Source organism: Halopenitus persicus, assembly GCF_900107205.1.
In the GTDB taxonomy this organism is placed as follows: Archaea; Halobacteriota; Halobacteria; order Halobacteriales; family Haloferacaceae; genus Halopenitus; species Halopenitus persicus.
Genome location: NZ_FNPC01000010.1, coordinates 17,391 through 40,619 on the forward strand (window position 1 = coordinate 17,391; position 23,229 = coordinate 40,619).

At 69.1% G+C, this 23,229-nt stretch carries 20 protein-coding genes and 1 pseudogene; 16 read left to right on the top strand and 5 right to left on the bottom strand.

What is annotated here, in order from left to right:
• Window position 1: 1 nt before the first annotated feature.
• Entirely contained in the window at window positions 2-1,177 is a 1,176-nt protein-coding gene (locus tag BLV25_RS13810; RefSeq protein ID WP_092734370.1) for a sugar phosphate nucleotidyltransferase, read from the bottom strand.
• A gap of 104 nt (window positions 1,178-1,281) precedes the next feature.
• Complete coding sequence (glmU, locus tag BLV25_RS13815; protein ID WP_092734526.1) at window positions 1,282-2,529, bottom strand: bifunctional sugar-1-phosphate nucleotidylyltransferase/acetyltransferase; 1,248 nt, start codon at window positions 2,527-2,529, stop codon at window positions 1,282-1,284.
• A 96-nt stretch (window positions 2,530-2,625) separates the two neighbouring features.
• Here glmU and BLV25_RS13820 point away from each other — a divergent pair, with 96 nt between their 5' ends.
• Both BLV25_RS13820 and BLV25_RS13825 read left to right on the top strand, forming a co-directional pair.
• Window positions 2,626-3,165: a DUF7342 family protein gene (locus BLV25_RS13820; protein WP_092734373.1), complete on the top strand. Its 540-nt coding sequence runs from the start codon at window positions 2,626-2,628 to the stop codon at window positions 3,163-3,165.
• Window positions 3,166-3,167: 2 nt separating this feature from the next.
• Entirely contained in the window at window positions 3,168-3,617 is a 450-nt protein-coding gene (locus tag BLV25_RS13825; protein WP_021074047.1) for a hypothetical protein, read from the top strand.
• Window positions 3,618-3,675: 58 nt separating this feature from the next.
• Here BLV25_RS13825 and BLV25_RS13830 read toward each other — a convergent pair whose 3' ends face one another.
• Window positions 3,676-4,647, bottom strand: a complete 972-nt coding sequence (locus BLV25_RS13830; RefSeq protein ID WP_021074046.1) for a phosphoadenosine phosphosulfate reductase family protein — start codon at window positions 4,645-4,647, stop codon at window positions 3,676-3,678.
• 190 nt (window positions 4,648-4,837) lie between these two features.
• On the opposite strand from BLV25_RS13830, the gene BLV25_RS13835 reads away from it, so the two are divergent.
• Window positions 4,838-6,196 carry an alkaline phosphatase family protein gene (locus BLV25_RS13835; protein ID WP_092734376.1) on the top strand — a complete coding sequence of 453 codons (1,359 nt, stop codon included), beginning with the start codon at window positions 4,838-4,840 and terminating at the stop codon, window positions 6,194-6,196.
• A 148-nt stretch (window positions 6,197-6,344) separates the two neighbouring features.
• Entirely contained in the window at window positions 6,345-6,587 is a 243-nt protein-coding gene (locus BLV25_RS13840) for a hypothetical protein (protein ID WP_021074044.1), read from the top strand.
• 72 nt (window positions 6,588-6,659) lie between these two features.
• On the opposite strand, the pseudogene BLV25_RS13845 reads toward BLV25_RS13840, so the two are convergent.
• Together BLV25_RS13845 and hisD are read right to left on the bottom strand one after the other, a co-directional pair.
• Window positions 6,660-7,013 (bottom strand): annotated as a pseudogene (locus BLV25_RS13845) (UDP binding domain-containing protein); the annotation flags it as partial.
• A gap of 141 nt (window positions 7,014-7,154) precedes the next feature.
• On the bottom strand, window positions 7,155-8,450 hold the full coding sequence (gene hisD, locus BLV25_RS13850; protein WP_092734379.1) for a histidinol dehydrogenase: 1,296 nt from the start codon (window positions 8,448-8,450) through the stop codon (window positions 7,155-7,157).
• A 176-nt stretch (window positions 8,451-8,626) separates the two neighbouring features.
• On the opposite strand from hisD, the gene BLV25_RS13855 reads away from it, so the two are divergent.
• The 12 genes from BLV25_RS13855 (at window position 8,627) to BLV25_RS13910 (ending at window position 23,073) form a co-directional block, all read left to right on the top strand.
• Entirely contained in the window at window positions 8,627-10,321 is a 1,695-nt protein-coding gene (locus BLV25_RS13855; protein WP_092734382.1) for a spermidine synthase, read from the top strand.
• Window positions 10,322-10,424: 103 nt separating this feature from the next.
• The gene (locus tag BLV25_RS13860; protein ID WP_092734385.1) at window positions 10,425-11,582 is read left to right on the top strand and encodes an MFS transporter; all 1,158 of its coding nucleotides are present in this window, start codon (window positions 10,425-10,427) and stop codon (window positions 11,580-11,582) included.
• A 109-nt stretch (window positions 11,583-11,691) separates the two neighbouring features.
• A complete protein-coding gene (locus tag BLV25_RS13865) occupies window positions 11,692-12,054 on the top strand; it encodes a hypothetical protein (protein ID WP_092734388.1) in 363 nt (120 codons plus the stop codon).
• Window positions 12,055-12,113: 59 nt separating this feature from the next.
• On the top strand, window positions 12,114-12,764 hold the full coding sequence (locus tag BLV25_RS13870; RefSeq protein WP_092734391.1) for a GNAT family N-acetyltransferase: 651 nt from the start codon (window positions 12,114-12,116) through the stop codon (window positions 12,762-12,764).
• A gap of 26 nt (window positions 12,765-12,790) precedes the next feature.
• Complete coding sequence (fen, locus tag BLV25_RS13875; protein ID WP_092734394.1) at window positions 12,791-13,771, top strand: flap endonuclease-1; 981 nt, start codon at window positions 12,791-12,793, stop codon at window positions 13,769-13,771.
• Between the two features lie 137 nt (window positions 13,772-13,908).
• Window positions 13,909-14,193, top strand: a complete 285-nt coding sequence (locus BLV25_RS13880) for a hypothetical protein (protein WP_021074034.1) — start codon at window positions 13,909-13,911, stop codon at window positions 14,191-14,193.
• Window positions 14,194-14,336: 143 nt separating this feature from the next.
• Window positions 14,337-14,960, top strand: a complete 624-nt coding sequence (locus BLV25_RS13885) for a YIP1 family protein (protein ID WP_092734397.1) — start codon at window positions 14,337-14,339, stop codon at window positions 14,958-14,960.
• 85 nt (window positions 14,961-15,045) lie between these two features.
• A complete protein-coding gene (locus BLV25_RS13890; RefSeq protein ID WP_092734400.1) occupies window positions 15,046-17,262 on the top strand; it encodes a DHH family phosphoesterase in 2,217 nt (738 codons plus the stop codon).
• A gap of 111 nt (window positions 17,263-17,373) precedes the next feature.
• On the top strand, window positions 17,374-19,095 hold the full coding sequence (locus tag BLV25_RS13895) for a tRNA uridine(34) 5-carboxymethylaminomethyl modification radical SAM/GNAT enzyme Elp3 (protein WP_021074789.1): 1,722 nt from the start codon (window positions 17,374-17,376) through the stop codon (window positions 19,093-19,095).
• Between the two features lie 107 nt (window positions 19,096-19,202).
• Window positions 19,203-19,583, top strand: a complete 381-nt coding sequence (locus tag BLV25_RS13900; protein WP_092734403.1) for a CBS domain-containing protein — start codon at window positions 19,203-19,205, stop codon at window positions 19,581-19,583.
• Window positions 19,584-19,683: 100 nt separating this feature from the next.
• Window positions 19,684-21,828 carry a ribosome rescue protein RqcH gene (rqcH, locus tag BLV25_RS13905; RefSeq protein WP_092734407.1) on the top strand — a complete coding sequence of 715 codons (2,145 nt, stop codon included), beginning with the start codon at window positions 19,684-19,686 and terminating at the stop codon, window positions 21,826-21,828.
• A gap of 96 nt (window positions 21,829-21,924) precedes the next feature.
• Entirely contained in the window at window positions 21,925-23,073 is a 1,149-nt protein-coding gene (locus tag BLV25_RS13910; RefSeq protein ID WP_092734410.1) for a hypothetical protein, read from the top strand.
• The last annotated feature ends 156 nt before the right edge of the window (window positions 23,074-23,229 follow it).

Here is a 23,229-nt window from a genome sequence, read left to right on the forward strand (position 1 = left end):
GTTATCCCCTCCGGACGACCGCGTCGGGCTCGATCGTGCCGCTCACCACGGCGCCGGGGTCGACCCGCGAGACGTCGCCGAGGACCGTGCCGGGCACGAGCGTCGCGCCGCCGCCGACGGTCGCGTTGTCGCCGACGACGCCGCCGAGACGGACGTCCGGGTGGACCTCGTCGTCGACGACCACGGTCGCCCGGCCGCCGGCGATCGTGGCGTTGGCGCCCACGCGAGCGTTTCCGGCGACGACCGCGTCACGCACCACCGCCCCGGCCTCGATGACCGCGTCGGGGAACACGACCGAGCCCTCGACGACCGCGTTCGGGCCGACCGTTGCGTTCTCGCCGAGGGCGCTCCCGCCGCCGACCACCGCGTTCGCGCCGAGACGGACGTCGTCGCCAACGACCACGTCGTCGGCGATCTCGGGGGAAGAATCGGCGTCGATCCCGGCGTTTGCGCCGCCGTCAGTTCCCACGAGGGAGGCGTTGACCCGAAGCAGGTCCCAGAGGTACGAGACGTCGAGCCACTGCCCGCGGTAGCCGATCGCCGTGATCGGGTCCTCGTCGGCGATCCGGTCGAGCGTGTCGGTGAGCGCGAGCTCGCCCGTGGGCGAGGTCTCCCGGATCGCGTCGAAGACGGCCGCCGTGAAGCCGTAGACGCCCGCGTTGATCCGGCTCGTGCTGACGGGTGCCTCGGGCTTCTCGGCGATTCCGGTGACGCGGTCCGCGCCGTCGAGGGTGACGACGCCGTACTCGCGGGGATGGTCGACGTCGGTGACGGCCATCACCGGCGTGTCCCCGCCGACGGTCGCCTCGCGAACGCGGCGAACGAGGTCGGCATCGACGATCCGGTCGCCGTTCAACACGACGAACCGGTCTCCGACGGCGGGCTCGGCCTGCAGGAGGGCGTGGCCGGTTCCGAGCTGGTTGGCCTGTTCGACGTACTCGACGTCCACGTCCCAGTCGTCGCCGTCGCCGAAGTGGTTCCGGATGCGTTCCTGGCGGTACCCCACCACCAGCACGATCCGGTCGATTCCGGCCTCGCGGATCGCCTCGATCACGTACTCGAGGATCGGCCGGGTGGCCACTGGCAGCATCGGCTTGGGCCGCCGGTTCGTGAGCGGCTCCAGGCGCCGCCCCTCGCCGGCCGCCAACACCACGGCGGTCACGGAGTCGTCGGTCATACCGGAGGGAGACGACCTCGCGGCATAAATCCTCACCACTCGGACGCCCTCGCCGCTTGCGCCGGGAATCCAATACCCCTTTCGAGTGACCGTCTCCCGGAGATCTACCGCCGATCCCGAGTGACCGTCTCGCCGGGATCGGTCGTCTCCTCGACGCCGAGCACGACGCCGGCGTTCAGGTTCGTGTCGATCCCGGTCTTGACGCCCTCGCCGAGCACGACGCCGAGCTTTCGCCGACCGGTGTCGACGCGCTCGCCCTTGACGGTCATCCGGACCGTCGCGTCGTCGTGGCGCAGGTTCGCGACGACCGTCCCGGCCCCGAAGTTCACCTCGCGGTCGATCACGGAGTCGCCGACGTACGCGAGGTGGCCGACGGCGGACCCGGCCATCACCACCGAATTCTTCACCTCGACCGCGTGGCCGACCCGGACGTCGGGACCGATAACGGTCGATCCGCGGACGTAGGCGTTCGGTCCGACCTCGGCGCCGGACCGGACGATCGCCGGCCCCTCGATCGTCACGCCCGAGTGGACCCGGGCGCCCGCCTCGACCAGCACTTCTCCATCGAGGGTTGCGTCGGCCGCGACCTCGCCGTCGACGCGGCCCGACAGGTCCTCGAGAACCGCCTCGGTGGCCTCGAGCAGCTCCCAGGGGCGCCCGACGTCGAGCCACCGCCCATCGTACTCGACGACCGAGATCCCGGTCCCGCGGTCGAGCAGGATCTCCAGCGTCTCGGTCAGCTCGAACTCGCCGCGCTCGCTCTCGCCGGTCGCCTCGAGCGCGTCGAAGGCGTCCGCCTCGAAGGCGTAACAGCCCACGTTCGCCAGGTTCGTCGGGGGGTCGGCCGGCTTCTCGACGATCGTCTCGAGGGTCGGGTGCTCGGCTCCGGTGCTCTCGTGGGTCGCCGCGTCGTCGGTCGTTCCACCGTCGTCCGCCAACGAGACCACGCCGTACGACCGTGGGTCCTCGACCTCGGTGACCGCGATCGCGGTCCCGTCCGCCTCGGCCAGCGATCGGGGAAGCGACTCCTCGATCACCACGTCGCCGTTGACGACGAGGAAGTCGTCGTCGACGATCCCCTTCGCCTGCAGGACCGCGTGCGCGGTGCCCGCCGGGTCGGCCTGCTCGACGTAGTTGACGGGCGCGCCCGCGTAGCTGTCGCCGATCGCGTCCTCGATGGCCGCCCCGCGGTAGCCGGTCACGATCACGAACTCGTCGACGACCGGCAGACAGGCGTCCAACACGCCCGCAAGCAGCGACCGATCGCCGACCGGAAGCAAGGGCTTCGGACGCCGGTCGGTCAGTGGTCGCATCCGAGTCCCGCGGCCGGCCGCAAGCACGACGCCGTACATACTCGACTGCGAGAACGGGCCCGGGTTTAGTCGCTGCGATGGCGCGATCGGATCGACGCCGAGCATATATATACGGTGGCGCGCATATATTCTTGTATGAACTCGGATCCCGATCGGTATGGACCGCCAACGGAGGATTTCTCCGACTCCGTGGCCGATCGGCTCTCGGAGGCGCCCACCGACGAACGCGTCCATCGCGTCGCGCTCGGGTTGACCGAGCCGACGGGCGTCAGCGAGGTCGCGGAGCGGGCCGACTGTTCGCCGAACGCAGCCCGGCGCCACCTCGCGCGGCTCGCGGACATCGGCGTCCTCGAACGCGTGACGAGTGACCCCGACACGTTCGAACGAAACGAATCGTACTTCGAGTGGCGTCGCCTCAACCGGTTGGCCTCGCTCCCCGAGGGAGAACGCGATCGCCGGCTCCGCGAGTTGCTCTCCGAGGACGCGGCGTACCGCGATCGGTATGACGCCGAGCGGCCGTCGGCGGTCGATCCGCTATCGATCGCGGCCGACGACGACCACGGTGATGCCGAGCAGGTCTGGCTCGACTGCCGAAACTGGGAGGCGATCCGGGAGGAGATCTCCGATCTCCGCCGCGTCCGACGGAGCGACTCGATCGTCGACGAGGCCGTCTGACGGTGGTCGAGACGGATTCCAACGGGACGCATACTCGAGACCCGAACCGGGCGGTACTCCGTGAATTGGCCTCACTACTGGCGTCCGAGGACTGGATCGACGAGATCTCGGTCTTTCCGGCGACGCCTCCGGAGTCGATCGTGATCACGCTCGAGGCGACCCACTATCCACCCGATCGCGTCGCGGAGGCGTACGTCGAAGTCCAGTCGTACACTAACGGGGATTTCCACGTGAGCTACGTCGAGGATCACCACGGAACCGAGTGGTGTTGTCGGTGGGATCGGCACCGAAGCGAGGAATACACACGGGATCACTTCCACGCGCCGCCATCGGCGACTCACGACGCCGGCAGCAACCGGGAATATCCGGCGGACCTCCTCACGACGGTCGCGAACGTGGTTGTGCCGTGGATATACGACCGGATCGGGAACGTATGGGATGAAGTCGACTAACCCGGCGGACGAATTCGGCTAACCCGGTGAACGTCGTCGTTTCCCGGGCCCGAGAGGCCTACATATAGCCGAGGTCGCGCAGGCGCTCCATCAGGTCCTCCTTGTCCTGGGCGCGGCCCGCGCGCTCGGTCGTGTTCTCCAGATCCTGCAGCCAGGCGGGCTCGCCGGTCGTCTTCTCGGTGGAGACCTCGCTGCCCAGCGACCGGAAGCCGGCGAAGTATTTCGGCGAGATCGGCACGTCGTCCTGATCGATCCCGTCCGGGAGATCCTCAGCGGACTCGGGCACGTAGCCGTCCTCGGGGAAGCCCGCCACGGAGTCGGGGACGACGTAGTACCAGAACGCGTCCCAGACGTCGCGCTCGGCGAACTGGAGGATGGGTTGGATCCGGTCGTGGGGCGGGTAGATGTCGGGGTCGTGGCGCGGCGAGAAGAACGTCTCGTCGGCGCGAGCTTCCTGCTCGTCCCAGCGGACGCCGGAGATGACGCCGTCGATGCCGTGTTCCTCGAGGGCGTTGTTGAGCGCGACCGTCTTCAGCAGGTGGTTGCCGACGTAGGTGTCGAGCAGGAACGGGAACTCCTCGTCCTCGTACTCGAGGATGTCGCGGACGTGGTGCTGGTTCTGCTCGTTCAGCGCCGCGATCGGGACGTCGTCGCCGGGCTCGAGGCCGTTGGCGTCGACGTACTCGCCGACGTCCTCGTTGCGCGCGTAGACGACGTCGATGTCCCACTCGTCGGCCCAGTGCTCGACGAAGTCGGTGATCTCGTCGAAGTGCTGGAAGTGGTCGATGAAGACCGCCGTCGGCTTCTCGTAGCCGTACTCCTCGGCGACCTCGTTGATGAAGTAGAGCGTCAGCGTGGAGTCCTTGCCGCCGGTCCACATCACGGCCGGGTTCTCGTACTGCTCGAGCCCCCGCTTCGTCACCTCGATCGCCTTCTCGATCTTGTGCTGCAGCGACGGGTAATCATCGGGCGACTCACCCTCGCCGTCATCGTACTCGACGTCGACGTACTCCGGAAACTCCGACGACATACCGGAACGGTACAAACGGGGACGTATCAGGCTTTCTACCTGGTTTCGTGGATCCGGCATCCCGCAGTATTTATAAGAAAACGAACGATTGCCGGGGTCGTGGTCGGCGTCGGCCGCGGTGCGTCCCATCTTCCAGCAGTATTCGTCGCGTATCCGAAGGGCTAACCCCGACGAGCAACCCCTGTCGGATATGGGTCTGTTCGACAAGCTCCGCGGCGGCTCCGACGATCGCGTCGTCTTCCTCGGGATCGACGGGGTGCCCTACGAGTTGATCGACGATCACCCGGACGTCTTCGAGAACCTCCACGCCATCGCCGAGGAGGGCGCGTCGGGGCAGATCGAGAGCATCGTCCCGCCGGAGTCGAGCGCCTGCTGGCCGAGCCTGACAACCGGCCAGAATCCCGGAAAGACCGGCGTGTACGGCTTCCAGGACCGCGAACGAGACTCCTACGACACGTACGTCCCGATGGGGAGCCACGTCGAGGCGACCCGGCTGTGGGATCTGGTGACCGAGGACGGCCGTGACGCGACCGTCCTGAACGTGCCCGTGACGTTCCCGCCCTCGAGCCGGATCCAGCGGCAGGTCTCGGGCTTCCTCTCGCCGTCGATCGAGAAGGCCGCCAGCGACGACGAGGTCCGTCAAACGCTCGAGCGGTACGACTACGCGATCGACGCCGACGCGAAGCTCGGCCACGACGACGACAAGACCGCCTTCATCGAGAACGCCCACGAAACGCTCGAGGGCCGACGGAAGGTCTTCGAACACTACGTCGAGGCGGACGACTGGGACCTCTTCTTCGGGGTCTTCATGACCCCCGACCGGGTCAACCACTTCCTGTTCGGCGACTACGCGACCGACGGCGAGTACGCCGCGGAGTTCCTCGAGTTCTACCGTGAGCTCGACGCCGCGATCGGCGCGATCCGCGACCGGCTCGACGACGACACCGAGCTCGTGGTCGCCTCCGACCACGGCTTCACCCGTGAGGAGTTCGAGGTCGACGTCAACCGGTGGCTCGAGGAGGCGGGCTGGCTCTCGTACGCGGCGGACGCCGACGATCCGGACGGACTCGAGGACATCGCGGACGACGCGCGAGCCTACTCGCTCATCCCCGGTCGCCTGTTCCTCAACCTCGAGGGACGCGAACCCCGCGGGAGCGTCGCCGAGGCCGACTACGAGGACGTCCGTGACGAGCTGATCGCCGACCTCGAATCCCTGGAGGCCCCCGACGGCCGGGCCGTCTGCGACCGGATCGTGAAGGGCGAGGAGGCCTTCTCGGGCAACCATACCGACATCGCACCCGACCTCGTGGTCATCCCCGCGGACGGATTCGATTTGAAAGCCGGCTTCGGGACCGACAAGGACGTCTTCAGCGAGGGCCCCCGGAACGGGATGCACAAGTTCGGCAACGCCAGCCTGTTCACGACCGACGCGGACGTGACGGTCGGCGACGACGTGAACCTCTTCGACGTCGCCCCGACCATCCTCGACCAGCTCGACGTCGACGCGGACCGGTCGGCCTTCGACGGCGAGTCGCTGCGCGCGGACTGATCGACGACCGGATCGTCGTTCCCGACGGTCGTTCCTGGCGGTCGTTCCCGACGGTCGTTCCCGACGGTCGTTCTTTGCAGTCGGTTCGTGCCGTTCGTCCCACGTTCCGTGACAACAGTTAACGCTGAGGAGCACCGACCGTCGATCGATGACCGCTCCCGATCCGGACGAGGACTCCGCCGCCGACGAGACGGCCGCGACGGCGGCCGAGAAAGATCGTCGTCGTGAGGAGGAGACGGACGATCCCCACGACGACGCGGATCACCTCCGTGACGTGCCCGTCGGCGCCGGCTGTACCGAGATCTGGGACCACCTGTCCGGAACCCGAGGGGGAACGTCCGGATCGAACTCCGACTCGGATCCGGATCGGGAGCCGGTCGACGGCGACTAGTTGGCGCGTGATCGAACCGCACGGCGATTCACGATCGTCTTCATCACCGTCGACCCCGCCGTTTGCCGGTCATCACGTCAGGCCCTCATAAGTGATCCCCTCGCGCCGTTCGATGATTCGGCGGCCGTCGACCACCACGGGATCGGTCATCGCGTCGAACTCCTCGTCAAGCGCCGCGAACTCGTCCCAGTCGGTTACGACGACCGCGGCCGCGGCACCCTCGAGCGCCGTGGCTGCGTCGGGGGCGTATTCGAGGTCGGGGAATCGCTCGCGCATAGTTTCGGTCGCGATCGGGTCGTAGCCGACGACCTTGGCGCCCCGCTCGCGAAGCCCCTCGATCACCGGGATCGCGCGCGAGTTGCGGACGTCGTCCGTCCCGGGTTTAAAAGCGAGGCCCAACACCGCCACGCGCTCGCCTGCGACGTCGGCTATCCCGAGGATCGCGACGAGGCCGAACGCCGGCTCACCACCGACGGCGACGCGGGATCCGAGACGGAAACGAGCGACGAAACCGACGAGACGCCGGTCGACGCGGACGGAACGGCAACGACGTAGGGCGCCGAAGCCCTATTCGAGCCGCCGTCGGACGCTCTCGGCGTGCGCCTCGAGCCCCTCCGCCTCGGCGAGCGTCGTGATCGTGTCCGCCAGATCCGCGAGCGCCTCGCGGTCGAGCCGCTGCACGGTCGAGGACCGGAGGAACGTCTCCGTCGAGAGGCCGCCGTAGCGCTTCGCGCCGCCGTTGGTCGGGAGCACGTGATTCGGGCCCGCGGCGTAATCGCCCGCGGCGACCGGCGAGTACGGGCCGAGGAACGCCGAGCCGACGTTCGTGATCCGGTCGAGCAGCGCCTCGTCGTCGTCGGCCTGGATCGAGAGGTGCTCCGCGGCGTACTCCTCGGCGAACAGCACCGCCTCCGACATCGACCGGGCGAGGAGCACGCCCGAGGCGTCCGCCGAGAGAGCCTCGCGGATCGTGTCCGCGCGCTCGCGGCCCTCGATCCCGTCGTCGATCGCCTCGACGACCGCCTCCGCCGTGGCCTCGTCGTCGGTCACTGCGACCACGGAGGCGTTCGCGTCGTGTTCGGCCTGGGCGAGCAGGTCCGCGGCCACGAACTCCGGGTCGGCGGTCCCGTCGGCGAGCACGAGGATCTCGCTCGGGCCGGCGAGGAAGTCGATCTCGACGTCGCCGCGAACCTCGGCCTTCGCGGCCGTCACCCAGCGGTTGCCGGGGCCGACGACCGTCTGGACGCCGGTGACCGTCTCGGTGCCGTACGCGAGCGCGGCGATCGCCTGCGCGCCGCCGACCTGGTAGACCGCGTCCGCGCCGGCCTCGTGGATGGCCGCGAGCGTGACCGGGTTGATCTCCTCCGCCGGCGGGGTCGCCACCGCGACGTGGTCCACGCCGGCGACGGTCGCGGGAACGACGCCCATGATCGCGCTCGAGGGGTACGCCGCGGTCCCGCCGGGAACGTACACGCCCGCGCGCTCGATCGGCCGGAATCGGCGGCCGAGCTCGCGTCCGTCGACCGTCTCGCGGTAGTCGTCAGGAACCTGCCGCTCGTGGAAGGCGCGGACGTTCGCGGCCGCCTCCTGGATCGCGTCGAGCCGGGGATCGTCGGCGTCCTCCAGCTCGGCGTGTGCCCGCTCGGCTGCGTCGGTGGCGTCGATGTTGCCGACCGAGACGTCGTCGAACGCCTCGGCGAACTCCCGGATCGCGACGTCGCCCTCGGTCCGGACGCGCTCGACGATGTCTCGAACGTCGTCGCGGATCGCCCCGATCCCGGCGTCACGCTCGAAGAACGCGCGCCTGTCGTCGGGGGAGAGGTCGGCGATCGGCCGGACGGTGGGAACGCCCTCCTCGGTCATCGGTATCGCTCCATCCGTGTAGTCATACCTACCACTGGGCGATACGTCGAAAAAGGCGTTCCGGATGTGGGGATCGGAACCGTGCGGTCGCGGTCGGGAGCGGCACCGCGTGGTCGTGGCCGGGACCGATCACCCCGTCGCCAACCCTTAACACGATCCGCGCCCGAGCGACGGTAATGGCTGATCCCTCCCCGGTTTCGACCCCGGCGGCGGTTCTCGACGGTCGCGTGAGCAAACCCGAGGCGGCGGTGTTCGTCTCGGGCGTCGCGAGCATGGGCCTCGAGATCCTCGCGGGCCGGATCATCGCCCCGCAGTTCGGGAGCAGCATCTACACGTGGGGCACGATCATCGGCGTCTTCCTCGCCGCGCTGAGCGCCGGCTACCACCGCGGGGGGAAGCTCGCGACCGAGGAGGCGACCGATCGACGGCTGGCGCGGCTGCTGTTGGGCACCGCCGTCTGGGTCGCGCTGCTCGTGTTCGCCGGCGACCTGTTGTTGCGGTCGACGGTGGCGTTCCCCCTGCCGAGCCGGGTCGCGTCGCTGCCCGCGGTCGTCCTGCTGTTCGGCCCGCCGACGTACCTGCTCGGGTTCATCAGTCCCTACGGGGCGGAGCTCTCCCGGAAGGAGGGGCTCGGTCGGGCCTCGGGCCACGTCTACGCGGTCGGAACGATCGGCAGCATCGTCGGCGCGTTCGGAACGACCTACTTCCTGATCCCGAGCCTCGGCGTCGACGCGATCGGGCTCGTCTTCGGGCTGCTGCTCGTCGCCACTGCCGCAGTCCTGCTGTTGCCGTCGCCCTCCCGGGACTCGATCCTCACGGTCCTCGGCGTCCTCGTCGTCCTCGTGGCGGCGTTCTCCAGCGGCGCGGCCGGCGTCTCCCCCGAGGGACAGGTCGTCTACCAGACGCAGACGCCCTACCAGCAGCTCGAGGTCATCGACAGCGGCGACACGCGAACCCTCTACCTCGACGGCCAGCGCCACAGCGCGATGGACCTGTCGGACCCGGACCGACACGTGTTCTCCTACACGCGATACTTCCACCTGCCGTACCTCTTCGCCGACGACCCCGACGACATCGACCGCGTCCTGTTCATCGGCGGTGGCGGATTCACCGGCCCGAAGCGGTTCGTCGAGGAGTACGACGCCACGGTCGACGTCGTCGAGATCGACCCCGAGGTGATCGACGTCGCGAAGCGCTACTTCGACGTCGAGGAGTCCGAACAGCTGCGGATCCACAACGACGACGGTCGGCGATACCTCCGAAACACGAACGAGACCTACGACCTGATCGTCCTGGACGCCTACAAGAAGGACAAGGTCCCCTTCCAGCTCACCACCAAGGAGTTCATGGAGCTGTCGCACGACCGGCTGAGCGAGGACGGGATGGTCTTCGCGAACGTCATCTCCGCACCCAGCGGTCCGGCCTCGCGGTTCTATCGCGCGGAGTACGCCACGATGAACGCGGTCTATCCCAACGTCTACTCGTTCCCGACCGCCGGCGGCGGCGTCATCCAGAACATCGAGATGGTCGCGACGAAGGATTCCGCGGTCGTGACGGAGGAGACCCTTCGGGAACGCAACGAGCGCCGCGACATCGGGATCGACCTGTCCGCCGAGATCGACGACTACCGCGCCGAGGAGGACGTCGGCGACGCGCCGATCCTCCGGGACGACTACGCGCCCGTGGACGCGCTGCTCGACCCGATGGTCGGCCAGCGATACGTGATCGACGAGGCCGGGTCGGTCGAGAACGCCTCGGCGGGCAGCGGGGGCGACGGCGGCGTTCCCGAGAACGGTGGCGATCGACAGCGCGTCTCACCGGTGCGTCTGGAGTCCGCGCCGGCCGAATCCGCACCGCCCCTCGCCGATTGAAGATCGCCGCTCGGTGCCTGCGAATTTCTACTTAAAAATAGGAGCCACAGCCCCGACGAGCCGGATCCGGAACGCTTGACCCGCCGCCGTTCGAACGGTCGCCGTGAGTCGTCGTCGCCTGCTGGGGTCGCTGTGCGGGCTCGTCTTCTTTCTGAACCTCGCGAGAGTCGTCTTCGCGCCGCTTTTGAACGTCTTCATCGCCGAGTTCGGCATCGGCGAGGCGACCGCGGGCCTGATCGTGACGCTCACGTGGCTCGGGAGTGCATCGCTCCGGCTTCCGGCCGGGTGGCTCCTCACGCGCGTCCCGCGACATCATCTCGTCCTGATCTCGGGGGGGATACTCGCGGCGTCGGCGGCGCTCACCGGCGCGGCCGTGACCGTCCCGCAGCTGATGGTCGGGGCCTTCCTCATGGGGGCCGCCTCCGGGGCGTACTTCGTCGCGGCGAACCCGCTTTTGAGCGAACTGTTTCCGAGCCGGATCGGCCGCGTGATCGGGATCCACGGCGGGGCGACCCAGCTGGCCGCCGTGGCGGCGGCACCCCTCGTCGCCGTCTGGGTGGGGATCGACTGGCGGTACGCGATCTGGACGATCGCCGTCGGCGCCGCCGTGGTGACCGTTTATACTGCGATCCAGGCTCGCGCGACCGAGCTGCCCGCCGCCGGGGCGGCGGACCGATCGCTCATCGCGGGCGCGCGCTCGGAGTGGCGGATCATCCTCGCCGCGTTGGGGCTTGCCGGCGTCGCCGTCTTCGTCTGGCAGGGCGTGTTCAACTTCTATGAACTCTATATGCGGTCCCGCGGCCTGTCGCGGGCGGCAGCGTCCGCGATGCTGACGATCGTCTTCGCGGCCGGCGTCCCCGCCTTCCTCGTGGCCGGCGAAGTGGTCGACCGCCTGCCGTCGGTCCCGGTGCTGCTGGGCATCGGCGGCGCCTTCGCGGCGAGCCTCCTGGTGCTGGTCGCCGTCGACGGCCTCGTCGCGCTCGCGGTGGTCTCCGCCGTCATCGGGTTCGTCATCCACGCCATCTTCCCGGCGACGGACGCCTACGTCCTGACCGCGCTGCCGGATTCGACCCGCGGAAGCGCCTACGCCGTCTTCAGCGCCGTCTGGATGCTGTCGCAGTCGGTCGGGTCGGCGGTTCTCGGAACCCTGATAGAACGTGGCTACACCTACGACGCGGTGTTCGTGACGGCCGCGATCGGCCTCCTCGTTACCCTATCCCTGCTTGCCGGTCTCGAACGGACCGGGCGGCTTCCGGCTTGACGGGGCTTCCTCGGTGTCGTCGATCCCACTCCTCGATGATCCCAACCATATATAATTACATAAAATAAATAACATTGAATTTATATGTTGTCGCATAGCGGACATAGCCATGAATTCGGGAACATCCGGGCAACTGAACGAGTATCAACAGTATGAACTACGGAAGGTGGCTGCACGCGGGAAGAACACCACGACGCTGGTCGCACTCGTCTACCCGCCGGCAGCCTACTATCTGGTCGGCAAGACGGGGATTGCGGCTCTGTGCTTCTTTACCGCTCATTTCGGACTGCTTGCACATATCGTGGCTCCGTTCCACGTTCGACGTGTCATCACGAACTCCCGCAGGCAAGTCGGTGGAACGTACTCGTCCGACGGCAGCCCGCTGCTGATCGTCGTCGGCGTACTCCTCTCGGTGGGGTTCCTCCTCGCGTTGGGCCTGATAGCGTCGATCTTCCTCGGCATCGGTCTGTGACGGTCACGCTCAACTGTGACGGTCACGCTCAAGGGTCCGCGCGCGAAGCGTAACGTAGGATGGAGTTCGAACTGCTCGGCTGGCCCGACGAGGACCCGACGCTCCGGCTCGACTACCGGGCGTTCAGCTACGCCGGCAAGTTCGCGACCTCGGGGACCGGCGTGGCCGTGATCCGGGCTGACAGCCCGAACACGGTCGCACCGGATTGGGAGCCCGATCCGTCGCGTCCCGACCCCGCGCCGCGGCCGAATGACGACGCCGAATCCGCCTCCCTCGCGGACGACGTCGTCGCCGCGGTCGCCTTCAACCCGGACCGCACGGACCCGAGCAGCCTGTGGATCCGATACGTGTCGGTGCACACGGCACGACGCGGGGAGGGACTCGGCCCGCGACTCATCGCTGAACTGGTGCAGCGCGTTCGCGAACGTGACTCCGACGCCGACGCCGTCGACCGGATCCGGATCGGGGTGAACAACCCGTTCGCGTACGAGGCGCTTTATAAGGTCGGCTTCGCGTTCACCGGCCGTGAGACCGGGGTCGCGGAGCTGGTGCTCGAGCGGCCGGTCGACGCGCCGGCCGACCGCGACGCCGGGACGTATCGATCGGGGCTGGACGTCTATCGGACGCGCGATCGTGGGGAGCCGGAAACGTCGTTCCTCGCCGAGCGCGTGGGGAGCGATCCGCCGCCGCTGGTCGAGGGGGCTTTTTAAGTCGTCGCGCCGACGAACCCCGAACGATGGGAAACGCCGACCTGCGATCGCTGGCGTCGATCCGCGACGTCGAGTTCGCGGACGTCGAGGGGAGCGTCGTCGCGGTGGACGCGCACAACTGGCTGTATCGATACCTGACGACGACGGTCAAGTGGACGCGTGACGACGTCTACACGACCGCCGAGGGAACCGAGGTCGCGAACCTCGTGGGGATCGTTCAGGGGCTCCCGAAGTTCTTCGAACACGACATCGTGCCGGTCTTCGTCTTCGACGGCGAGGTGACCGATTTCAAAAGCCGGGAGATCGCCGACCGCCGGGAGAAACGGGAGGCGGCGGAGGATCGGCTCGCGGCGGCCGAGGAACGCGGGGACGCGGTCGAGGCCGCCCGGCTGGAGGCGCGCACCCAGCGGCTGACCGACGTCATCCAGGAGACGACGCGTGGCCTGCTCGACCGCCTCGACGTGCCCGTGATCGAGGCGCCGGCGGAGGGCGAGGCGCAGTGTGCCCACATGAACGCGGTCGGCGACGTCGACTACGCGGGCAGCGAGGACTACGACACGCTGCTGTTCGGCGCCCCCGCCACGCTCCGGCAGCTCACCAGCAAGGGGAACCCGGAGCTGATGGAGCTGGACGCGACCCTCGAGACCCTCGGGCTGACGCGCGAGGGGCTCGTCGACGTCGCGATGCTCTGCGGCACCGACTTCAACGAGGGGATCGCGGGCATCGGCCCGAAGACGGCCGTCTCGGAGATCGAGGAGCACGGCGACCTCTGGGGCGTCCTCGAGGCGCGCGGGGAGAGCATCCCCGACGCGGTGGCGATCCGGAACCTCTTTCTCGACCCGCCGGTCCGCGAGGACTACGCGATCGACACGACCCTCGATCCCGACCTCGAGGCGGCCCGCCGGTACGTGACCGAGGAGTGGGAGGTCGATCCGGACGAGGTCGAGCGCGGATTCGAACGCATCGAGGAGTCGATCGCACAGACCGGCCTCGACCGGTGGACGTGAGCGTCCCCCTGACCTCGTCGCGGACGGTTAATCCGGATTTAAAACCCCGATAGAGCGGTTGAATCGCCACAATTCGGCCAAAATCGGGTTCACGACTGCCACCCCTCATTATCCCCCGGCCAGTACCCCGAGTTGCAATGTTCGAGATGGACCCGCTGCTGCTGGCGACCTGGAGTACCGACCTGGCGGACGCCATCGCGCTCGCCGGACCGCCGGCCGACCTGCCGGGCGCCGTGCCCGACTTCGTGGGCGACATCCACGACGCGATCCGGTCGTTCGGCGGCGGCGAGGGCGGACTGGGTGAAACGATCTCCGAGCTGACCCCCGGCGGCGAGGGCGGCGCCGGTGCCGACGGTGCGGGTGCTGAAAACGCCGGCGGCACGGCCGACGCCGGTGGAACCGCCAACGGCGTTGAGGGCTAACGTCGATTCCGTGAGGGCTAGCGCCGATTTCGCGAGGGCTAGCGCCGGGTTCTCGACGTCGCACTGATCCGATTCGGATCGTCGATCGCCGGCTGCTGCGGTCGATCGCAATCGTTCTACGCGCGCCGTTCCAACGGGGAGCCGTGACCACGTGGATCGAGAATCCGAGCGGCGGGCGCGACCGCGGTCCGCGCGGGCTGGCGCGGGCGTGGATCGAGGTCATCCTGCGGCCGGGGCGGTTCTTCCGGAACGGCGTGAGCCCGGGCGACCAGGCACCGGGGCTGACGTTCGCGGTTGCCGTCGCGGTGGCGTTCACCGCCGGCTGGTTCCTCGCCGACCCGACCGCGATTCCGGCGATCGCCGGCTCGGCCGCGGTCTCCGCAACAGTGACGCTGGTTCTCGTCGCGGTGTTGGCCGCGCCGGTCGGGCTCCACCTGACGGCGGTCACCGGCGTGGTGGCCGTCATCGTCGCGAGCCTGCGTCGGACGTCGACCGGGTCGATCGGGACCGCGGACCGGGGCGGCGTGAGCGAGACCGTCCAGGTCGTCGCGTACGCGTCCGCGCCCTTCGCGGTCGCCGGACCGCCGGTTCCGGCGCTCCGGGCCGCGTGTGCGATCTACGCCACCGGATTGCTCGCGATCGGGTTCCGACGCATTCACGGCCTGTCCTGGCCTCGCGTTCTGCTCGCCGGTCTTCCGCCGGCGATCGTCGGGTTCGGATTCGGCTATCGGTCGCTGTTCGCGTTTCGGGCGCTGACGGGCTGGTAACCGCCGTTCCGGGCGATTGGTTGCGCCTCACACGCCGACCGGCTTTCGACAACCGTTTTAGGCGGGAGGGTTTCTACGACAACAAATGGGATCCTGTATCATCTGCGGCGCCTCCGTGGACGGTCGCATCTGCGACTCCCACGAGGAGGACGTCGTGTTCGACTTTCGCGGGGACAGCCCGCACGAACTCGTTTCGAACCGATTCTACCGCGGCACCGTGGACGGCTACGCCGACTTCGGCGTCTTCGTCGACCTCGCCCCCGGCGTCACCGGGCTGTTGCACCGCTCCGAGCTCGACCAGCGGCTCGAGTCGCTCGAGTGGGAGCCCGGCGACACCGTTTTCGTCCAGGTGAAGAACGTCCGCGACAACGGCAACGTCGACCTCGGCTGGTCGATCCGCCAGTCGATGCGGGAGTTCCGCGGCACGCTCGTCCAGGAGGACGGAACCTCGCGACTGCCCGAGGACGAGGCGGACGAGGACGAGGCGGCGAACGAAGGCGACCAGGCCGACGAGGACGAAGCGGCGGAAGAGGAGACGGACGAAGCGGCGGAAGACGGGACGGACGAGGAACCGGCCGAAACGTCGACCGAAGCCGACGACGAGGGAAACGCGCACGGCGGTGACGGCGCGGCCGCCGCGTCGGCGGACGCCGGCGCCGCCGAGAGCGCGGCTGCTGACGAGGGCGCCGAGACCGAGGCGACCGCCGACGCCGCCGGGACGACCGCTCCCGTCGGGGAGACCGAGACGGAAGAAGCGGCCGCCGACGAGGCCGACGCGGACGAGCCCACGCCGACCGCGGAGTACGACCGCGTGCCGATCGAGACGCTCGGCGAGCTGGTGTCGGAACCGGTCCGCATCGAGGGCGAGGTCGTCAGCGTCCGCCAGACCGGCGGTCCGACCGTCTTCGAGGTCCGCGACGAGACCGGCGTCGTCGACGTCGCCGCCTTCGTCGAGGCCGGCGTCCGGGCGTACCCGGGCGTCGAGCTCGGCGACGTCGTTCGGATCGACGGCGAGGTCGAGCGCCGCCGCGAGGAGATCCAGATCGAGACCGAAGGGCTTGCCGTTCTCGAGGGATCGGAGGCTGAGACGGTCGAACGCCGCCTCGCCGAGGCGCTCTCCGAGCGTGCCCGTCCGGACGAACTCGACGCGCTCGTCGGGGACGAGACCGTCACGGCGCTGGCCGACGACGTCCTCGACGCCGCGGAGGCGATCCGCCGGGCCGTTCTGGAGTCCCGCCCGATCGTGGTTCGCCACCCCGCCACGGCCGACGGCTACGTCGCCGGCGCGGCGATCGAGCGCGCGACGCTGCCGCTCATCCGCGATGAACACGCGAAGCGCGACGCGGTCTACCACTACTTCACCCGGCGCCCGCTCGAGGGGTCCGTCTACGAGATGGACGACGCGACCACGGACGTCACCCGGATGCTACAGGACCGCGACCGACACGACGAGAAGCTCCCCCTCTTCGTGCTCGTCGGCACCGGATCGACCGTGGAGTCGGCCGACGGGATCGGGCTGCTCGACGTCTACGACGCCGCGTCGGTCGTCATCGACGCCGCGGTCGCGGACTCCGAGACCCGCGAGTCGGTCGATACGCTCGTCTCGCCGGAGCTCGCCGACGTCGACGGCGACCTCTCGACGGGCGCGCTGGCGGCCTCGCTGGCCGCGACCGTCAACGGCGACGTCCACGACGACCTCCGCCACCTCCCGGCCGTGAGCTACTGGGAGGACGCGCCGGCGGCATACGCCGACCTCGCCGCCGACGCCGGCTACGACGCCGACCGCGTCGCCGAGCTTCGGGAGGCGATCGCGCTCGAGGCGTACTACCAGTCCTACGAGGACAAACGCGAGCTCGTCGAGGACCTGCTGTTCGACGACGCCGGCGACCTGGCGGCCCACGTCTCCGAGCAGTTCCGCGAGAAGCTCGAGACCGAGCTGGCCACCGCACGGGAGAACCTCCACACCGAGAACGTCGACGGCGTCCGGTTCACCGTTCTCGACACCGACGCCTACACCCACCGCTACGACTTCCCGCCGACGGCGCTGCTGATCGAGACGCTCCACCGGCGGACGCGCGAGGCGGACGGCGAGTCGATCACGCTCGGCATCGGAACCGACGAGCTGTACCTCCGGTCGACCGCGGACCTCTCCGTCCGCGAGGTCGCCGCCGACGCCGCGGAGATCGCTCCGGAGGCCGACGTCACGACCGCGAGCGTCCGTGACGGAACGATCGAGTTCCTCTCGGGCGAGCGCGACGCGGTCGAGGACGCCGTGATCGCCGCCGTCGCCGCCCTCGTCTAGTTCGCGCCGGCCGCATCTCTCGCTCCCTGACTCCGACGACGACCTCGACTCCGACGGCTGCGAGTCATCGGAGCGACACCCTTAACCACGAATCCCGCCGATCCACGCACAATGAGTACCGACGCCCAGAGCGAGGGATCCGCCGACGCTCCCGAGGCGTTCGTCGCCGCCTGTGAGGAGCTCGCCGAGCGGATCGTCGCCGGCGAGATCGACCGGGACGACCTCGAGTCGGCCAAGCTCGACGTCTGCTCGACCCACTCCTCGCCGAAGGTGCCGAAGAACACCGACATCCTCGAGCACGCGCCCGAGGAGGCCCGCGAGGAGGTCGAACGCGTCGTGCGCCGCAAGCCGGTTCGGACCGCCTCCGGCGTCTCCCCGGTCGCGATCATGACCTCGCCGGAGCTGTGTCCCCACGGGAAATGCCTCTACTGCCCGGGCGGGCCGGCTTCGGAGTTCTCCTCGGCGCAGTCGTACACCGGCCACGAGCCGGCCGCCGCCCGCGGCGAACAGAACGATTACGACCCCTACGGTCAGGTCACCCTCCGGCTCGAGCAGCTCCGTGCGATCGGTCACCCCGTCGACAAGGTCGAGCTCATCCTGATGGGCGGCACGATGACGGCCCGCTCACACGACTACCAGGAGTGGTTCGTCAAGCGCGCCCTCGAGGCGATGAACGACTACGACCTCGACTCCGAGCCGGAGCCGGCGGAGGAGGAGTCGTTCGCGCAGGACCCCGCCGAGTACGAGTTCCGGTACCTCGAGGACGTGATCGCCGAGAACGAGACGAACGAGATCCGCAACATCGGAACCACCTTCGAGACGAAGCCCGACTGGTGTGACCCCGAGCAGATCGACCGAATGCTCGACCTCGGCGGCACGAAGGTCGAGGTGGGCGTCCAGACGACCTACGAGCGGATCAACCGCGAGATGCATCGCGGCCACGGCACGCAGGCCTCGAAGGACGCCAACCGGCGGCTCCGCGACGCCGGCTTCAAGGTCGGGTTCCACATGATGCCGGGCCAGCCCGGAATGACCCGGGAGATGTGCCTGGAGGACTTCCGGCAGCTCTTCGGGAACCCCGACTGGCGGCCCGACTACCTGAAGATCTATCCGACGCTCGTGGTTCGGGGAACCCGCGTGTACGACAGCTGGTACAACGACGAGTACGAGCCCCTCGATAACGAAACGGCCGCGGACCTGATCGCCGAAATTATGGGCGAGATCCCGGAGTACACCCGTCTCCAGCGCGTCCAGCGGGACATTCCGGCGGACTTCATCGACGCGGGCGTCTGGAAGTCGAACCTCCGGCAGCTCGCCGAGCAGCGGGCGGCGGAGAAGGGCATCGAGATCCGTGACGTCCGGTCGCGGGAGGTCGGGATGAACGACGCCGACCCGGACCCGGACGCGATCGAGCTGTCGACCACGACCTACGAGGTCGCCGGCGGCACCGAGCACTTCATCGCGTTCGAGGACCCGGTGCGCGACCTCCTCGTCGGCTTCTGCCGGCTCCGGTTCCCCTCCTACGCGACCGGCCAGCCCGGCACGCCGGGCACCGAAACCGACCCGGTCCGGCGCGAGCTGGCGGACGCGGCGATCGTCCGGGAGCTCCACGTCTACGGCAGCGAGGCGGCGATCGGCGAGGACGCGGGCGCGGGCGGCAGCGACTGGCAGCACAAGGGGTACGGGCGTCGGCTCATCAAGCACGCGGAGGAGCTGGCTCGCGACGCCGGCTTCCCGAAGGTCGCGGTCATCTCCGGGATCGGCGCCCGGCAGTACTACCGCGACAAGCTCGGCTACCACCAGGACGGCCCCTACGTCTCGAAGCGACTGTGACCGGCGGGCGCGAGGCCGCGCGGACCGACGGGGGACGCCGTGAGAGGCAGCGGGCGCTCCGACCACGCGAGGGAAAGGCACAAGCGCGGGGCGGTCCGTGATCAGCCATGGCATCAACCACGAAGACCCTCGTCGCGGACGTGATGACGTCCCCGCTGGAGACGATCGCCGCGGACGCGAGCGTTCGGGAGGCCGCCGAGCGAATGCGCGACCGGAACATCAACGCGCTGTTCGTCCCGGGGGTCGACGCCGGGATCGTCACCACCACGGACGTCGTCGCGGCCGTCGCCGAGGAGTCGGACCTCAAGACGACCACGGTCGCGGACGTGATGACGGCGCCGGTCGAGCGGATCACCACGGCCGAGGAGCTGACGGAGGCGGCCGCGATGATGACCACCTTCGGGATCAAACACCTCCCGGTGATCGACGACGACGGCGACTACGTCGGGATGGTCTCCACGACGGACCTCACCACGCAGCTCGCGTGAGGACGTCGGGAGTCGGACGAGTAACCGGTTCACGGGGGCGGACGACCGCTTGCGGGGCCCGGAACGACACGCCTTTTCCGCGGCCACGCGTGGGTCCGGTATGGAACCGAAACGGGAACTGTCGAGCATCGACCTGCGCGCGCTCGTCACCGAGCTCGGGCGGTACACGGGCGCGAAGGTCGACAAGGCCTATCTCTATCCCGAGAGCCTCCTCCGGCTGAAGCTGCGCGACTTCGACCACGGCCGGGTCGAGCTGCTGATCGAGGTCGACGAGTGCAAGCGGGCACACGTCGCGGACGCCGAGCACGTGCCGGACGCGCCGGGGCGCCCGCCGAACTTCGCGAAGATGCTGCGGAACCGGCTCTCGGGGGCCGACTTCGTCGGCGTCGAGCAGTACGAGTTCGACCGGATCCTCACCTTCGACTTCGAGCGCGGCGACGAGGACACCCGGATCGTCGCGGAGCTGTTCGGGCAAGGGAACGTCGCGGTGCTCGACGAGACCGGCGAGGTCGTCCAGGCGCTCTCGACGGTCCGGCTGAAGTCCCGGACCGTCGCGCCGGGGGCCCAGTACGAGTACCCCTCCTCCCGGCTCAACCCGCTCGACGTCTCCCTCGACGCCTTCTCGCGGCGGATGGACGAGTCGGACACCGACGTGGTGCGGACCCTCGCGACGCAGCTGAACCTCGGCGGGCTCTACGCCGAGGAGGTCTGTTCGCGGGCCGGCGTCGAGAAGACGCTCGCCATCGCGGACGCCGACGAGTCGGTCTACCGGGACCTCCATAACGCGATCGCCCGGATCGACGAGCGCCTCCGGTCGGGCGAGTTCGACCCCCGCGTCTACGAGGAGGACGGCCGGGTCGTCGACGTGACGCCGTTCCCGCTCGCCGAACGGGAGGACCTGCCGAGCGAGGGGTTCGACTCGTTCAACGCAGCCCTCGACGAGTACTTCTACCGGTTCGACCGGGACGGCGGGGGCGGCGGCGAGGACGGCGGGACCGGGGCGACCGAGCCCGAAAAACCGGACTTCGAGGCGGAGATCGCCAAACAGAAGCGCATCATCGAACAGCAGGAGTCGGCCATCGAGGACTTCGAGGCCGAGGCCGAACGCGAGCGCGAGCGCGCCGAGCTGCTGTACGCGAACTACGACCTGGTCGACGAGGTGCTCTCGACCGTGCAGTCCGCCCGCGAGGACGGCCTGGGCTGGGACGCGATCGCGGAGACGCTCGCGGAGGGGGCCGAACGGGACATTCCCGCGGCGGAGGCGGTCGAGGACGTCGACGGCAGCGAGGGAACCGTGACGGTCCGGATCGACGACACCACCATCGAGCTGGACGCGACCGCCGGCGTCGAGGTCAACGCCGACCGGCTCTACCAGGAGGCCAAGCGGATCGAGGAGAAGAAGGCCGGCGCTCGGGAGGCGATCGAGTCGACCCGCGAGGACCTCGCCGCGGTTCGCGAGCGCAAGGCCGAGTGGGAGGCGGCCGACGGCGCGCCCGGAGCGGCCGAGGAGGAGGGCAAGGGTGGCGACGAGGACGCGGACGAGGCGGATCGCGAGATCGACTGGCTGTCGCGCTCGTCGATCCCCATTCGGACGACCGACGACTGGTACGAGCGGTTCCGGTGGTTCCGGACGTCGGACGACTTCCTCGTGATCGGCGGGCGCAACGCCGACCAGAACGAGGAACTCGTCAAGAAATATATGGACAAACACGACCGCTTCTTCCACACGCAGGCACACGGCGGACCGGTGACCCTCCTGAAGGCGTCCGGCCCCTCCGAGCCCTCGGAGCCGGTCGACTTTCCAGAAACAAGCCTCGAGGAGGCGGCGCAGTTCGCGGTCTCGTACTCCTCGGACTGGAAGGACGGCCGCGGGGCCGGCGACGCGTACATGGTCGAGCCGGACCAGGTCTCGAAGACGCCCGAGAGCGGCGAGTTCCTCGAGAAGGGCGGGTTCGCGATCCGCGGCGACCGGACCTACTTCGAGGACGTCCCCTGCCGGGTCGCGGTCGGAGTCCAGTGTGAACCGGTGACGCAGGTGATCGGGGGGCCGCCGTCGGCGATCCGCGACCGCGTGGCGACCAGCGTCGAGTTGGAGCCGGGGATGTACGCCCAGAACGACGCCGCGATGATGGTTTACCGGGAGTTCAAGCAGCGGTTCGCCGACCAGTCGTTCGTCCGGAAGGTCGCGAGCGCGGACCTGATCCAGGAGTTCCTCCCGCCCGGCGGATCGGAGATCATCGGATAGGCGACGGAAACGGAGATCATCGGGTAGGCGACGGAAACGGGGATCATCGGGTAGGCGGCGGAAAAGACCTTTATTCCTGACTCGACAGCCTGGGGTATGCCGCGTCCCGGCGTGACTCGCCGTCGCCTCCTCGCGTCCCTCGGCGTCGCCGCGGGGACGTCGATCGCCGGATGCAAGCGCCTCGGAACGACGCGGTACGCGTTTCGGAGCGCGCCGGCCGAGGGCACGACCCTGACGGACCTGTTCGGCGTGCCGCGGCGGTCGGACGCGTTTCACTACGACCGCGTCGCCGTCGGACGATTGATCGGAACGCTCCGCGAGACCGGCCGCGTGACGACGCTCGAGGAGCCATTGCTGGAGACGCTGCCGAGCGGACAGGGCGGATACGTGCCGGCCTACCTGGTCGCGGACGGGACGTACCACCGCGTTCGGGTCGCGTCCGAACCGGCGACGCTCGACCGATGGGTCGTGTGGATGGAACCGCTCGCGGAGCGACCGGCCGACGCCGAAATCACCGCGACGCCGCGGGCGGGCCTCTCGGCGACCGACCGACGGATCGTCGACCGGATCGCACGTACCGCCGTGATCGCACACCTCGAGGACCGCGAGCAGTCGGAGATCCGAGCGTACCGGCGCGGCGTCGTCTTCTTCGATCCGCTGGACCCGGGAGCGAGCGAGCTGGTCCCGGACCCGCCGTTCCGGCACGCGGTGGTCGACCCGGCTGCGGTGGTCGACCCGGCGAACACGACCGACGGCGGGGGCGTGCCCTCGGAGCTGCCGGTGCAGCTACACGCGGCGCCGCAGACCGTGGGGACGACCCGGTACGTCCACGATCTCGATCCGGTGACCGACGACCCGGGGGCGTTTCGGTCACACCTCAAGGCCGAACACGTCGCGGCCCGCTTCGATCCGGGGTCGCTCTCGACCGCCCAGCGGGACCTGATCGCGACCTCGCGGACTGCGGCGGGATACCGCGAGCAGGAACCGATCTCCGACGCCTTCGACGCCGTGCTCTCCCGGCTGGAGTTCAAGGATCGAACGATCCCGTCAGAGCTCGACGCCGCGGGGTGGCGCAGCCACTACGCGGTCGGCGACGCATACTACGCGGCCGAGCTGTGGATCACCGACAGCTCGATCGTCTCCGTCTCCCAGGAGACCGAGGACCCGATCCCGATGGACGACGGGGACCTCCCGATCCCCGACGACGGGGTCGACATCGGCGCCAACGTCACGGGCGACGAGTGACGGGGGCGGCCGGGCGAACCGGGAGGGCAGCCGGGCGAACCGGGAGGACAGCCGGACGAACCGGGAGGGCAAGCCGACCGGGAGGGCGAGCGAACCGGAGGGCAGACCGACCGAGACGACGGCAAGCGCGGACGGAAAGGACAAGAGTCACACGGG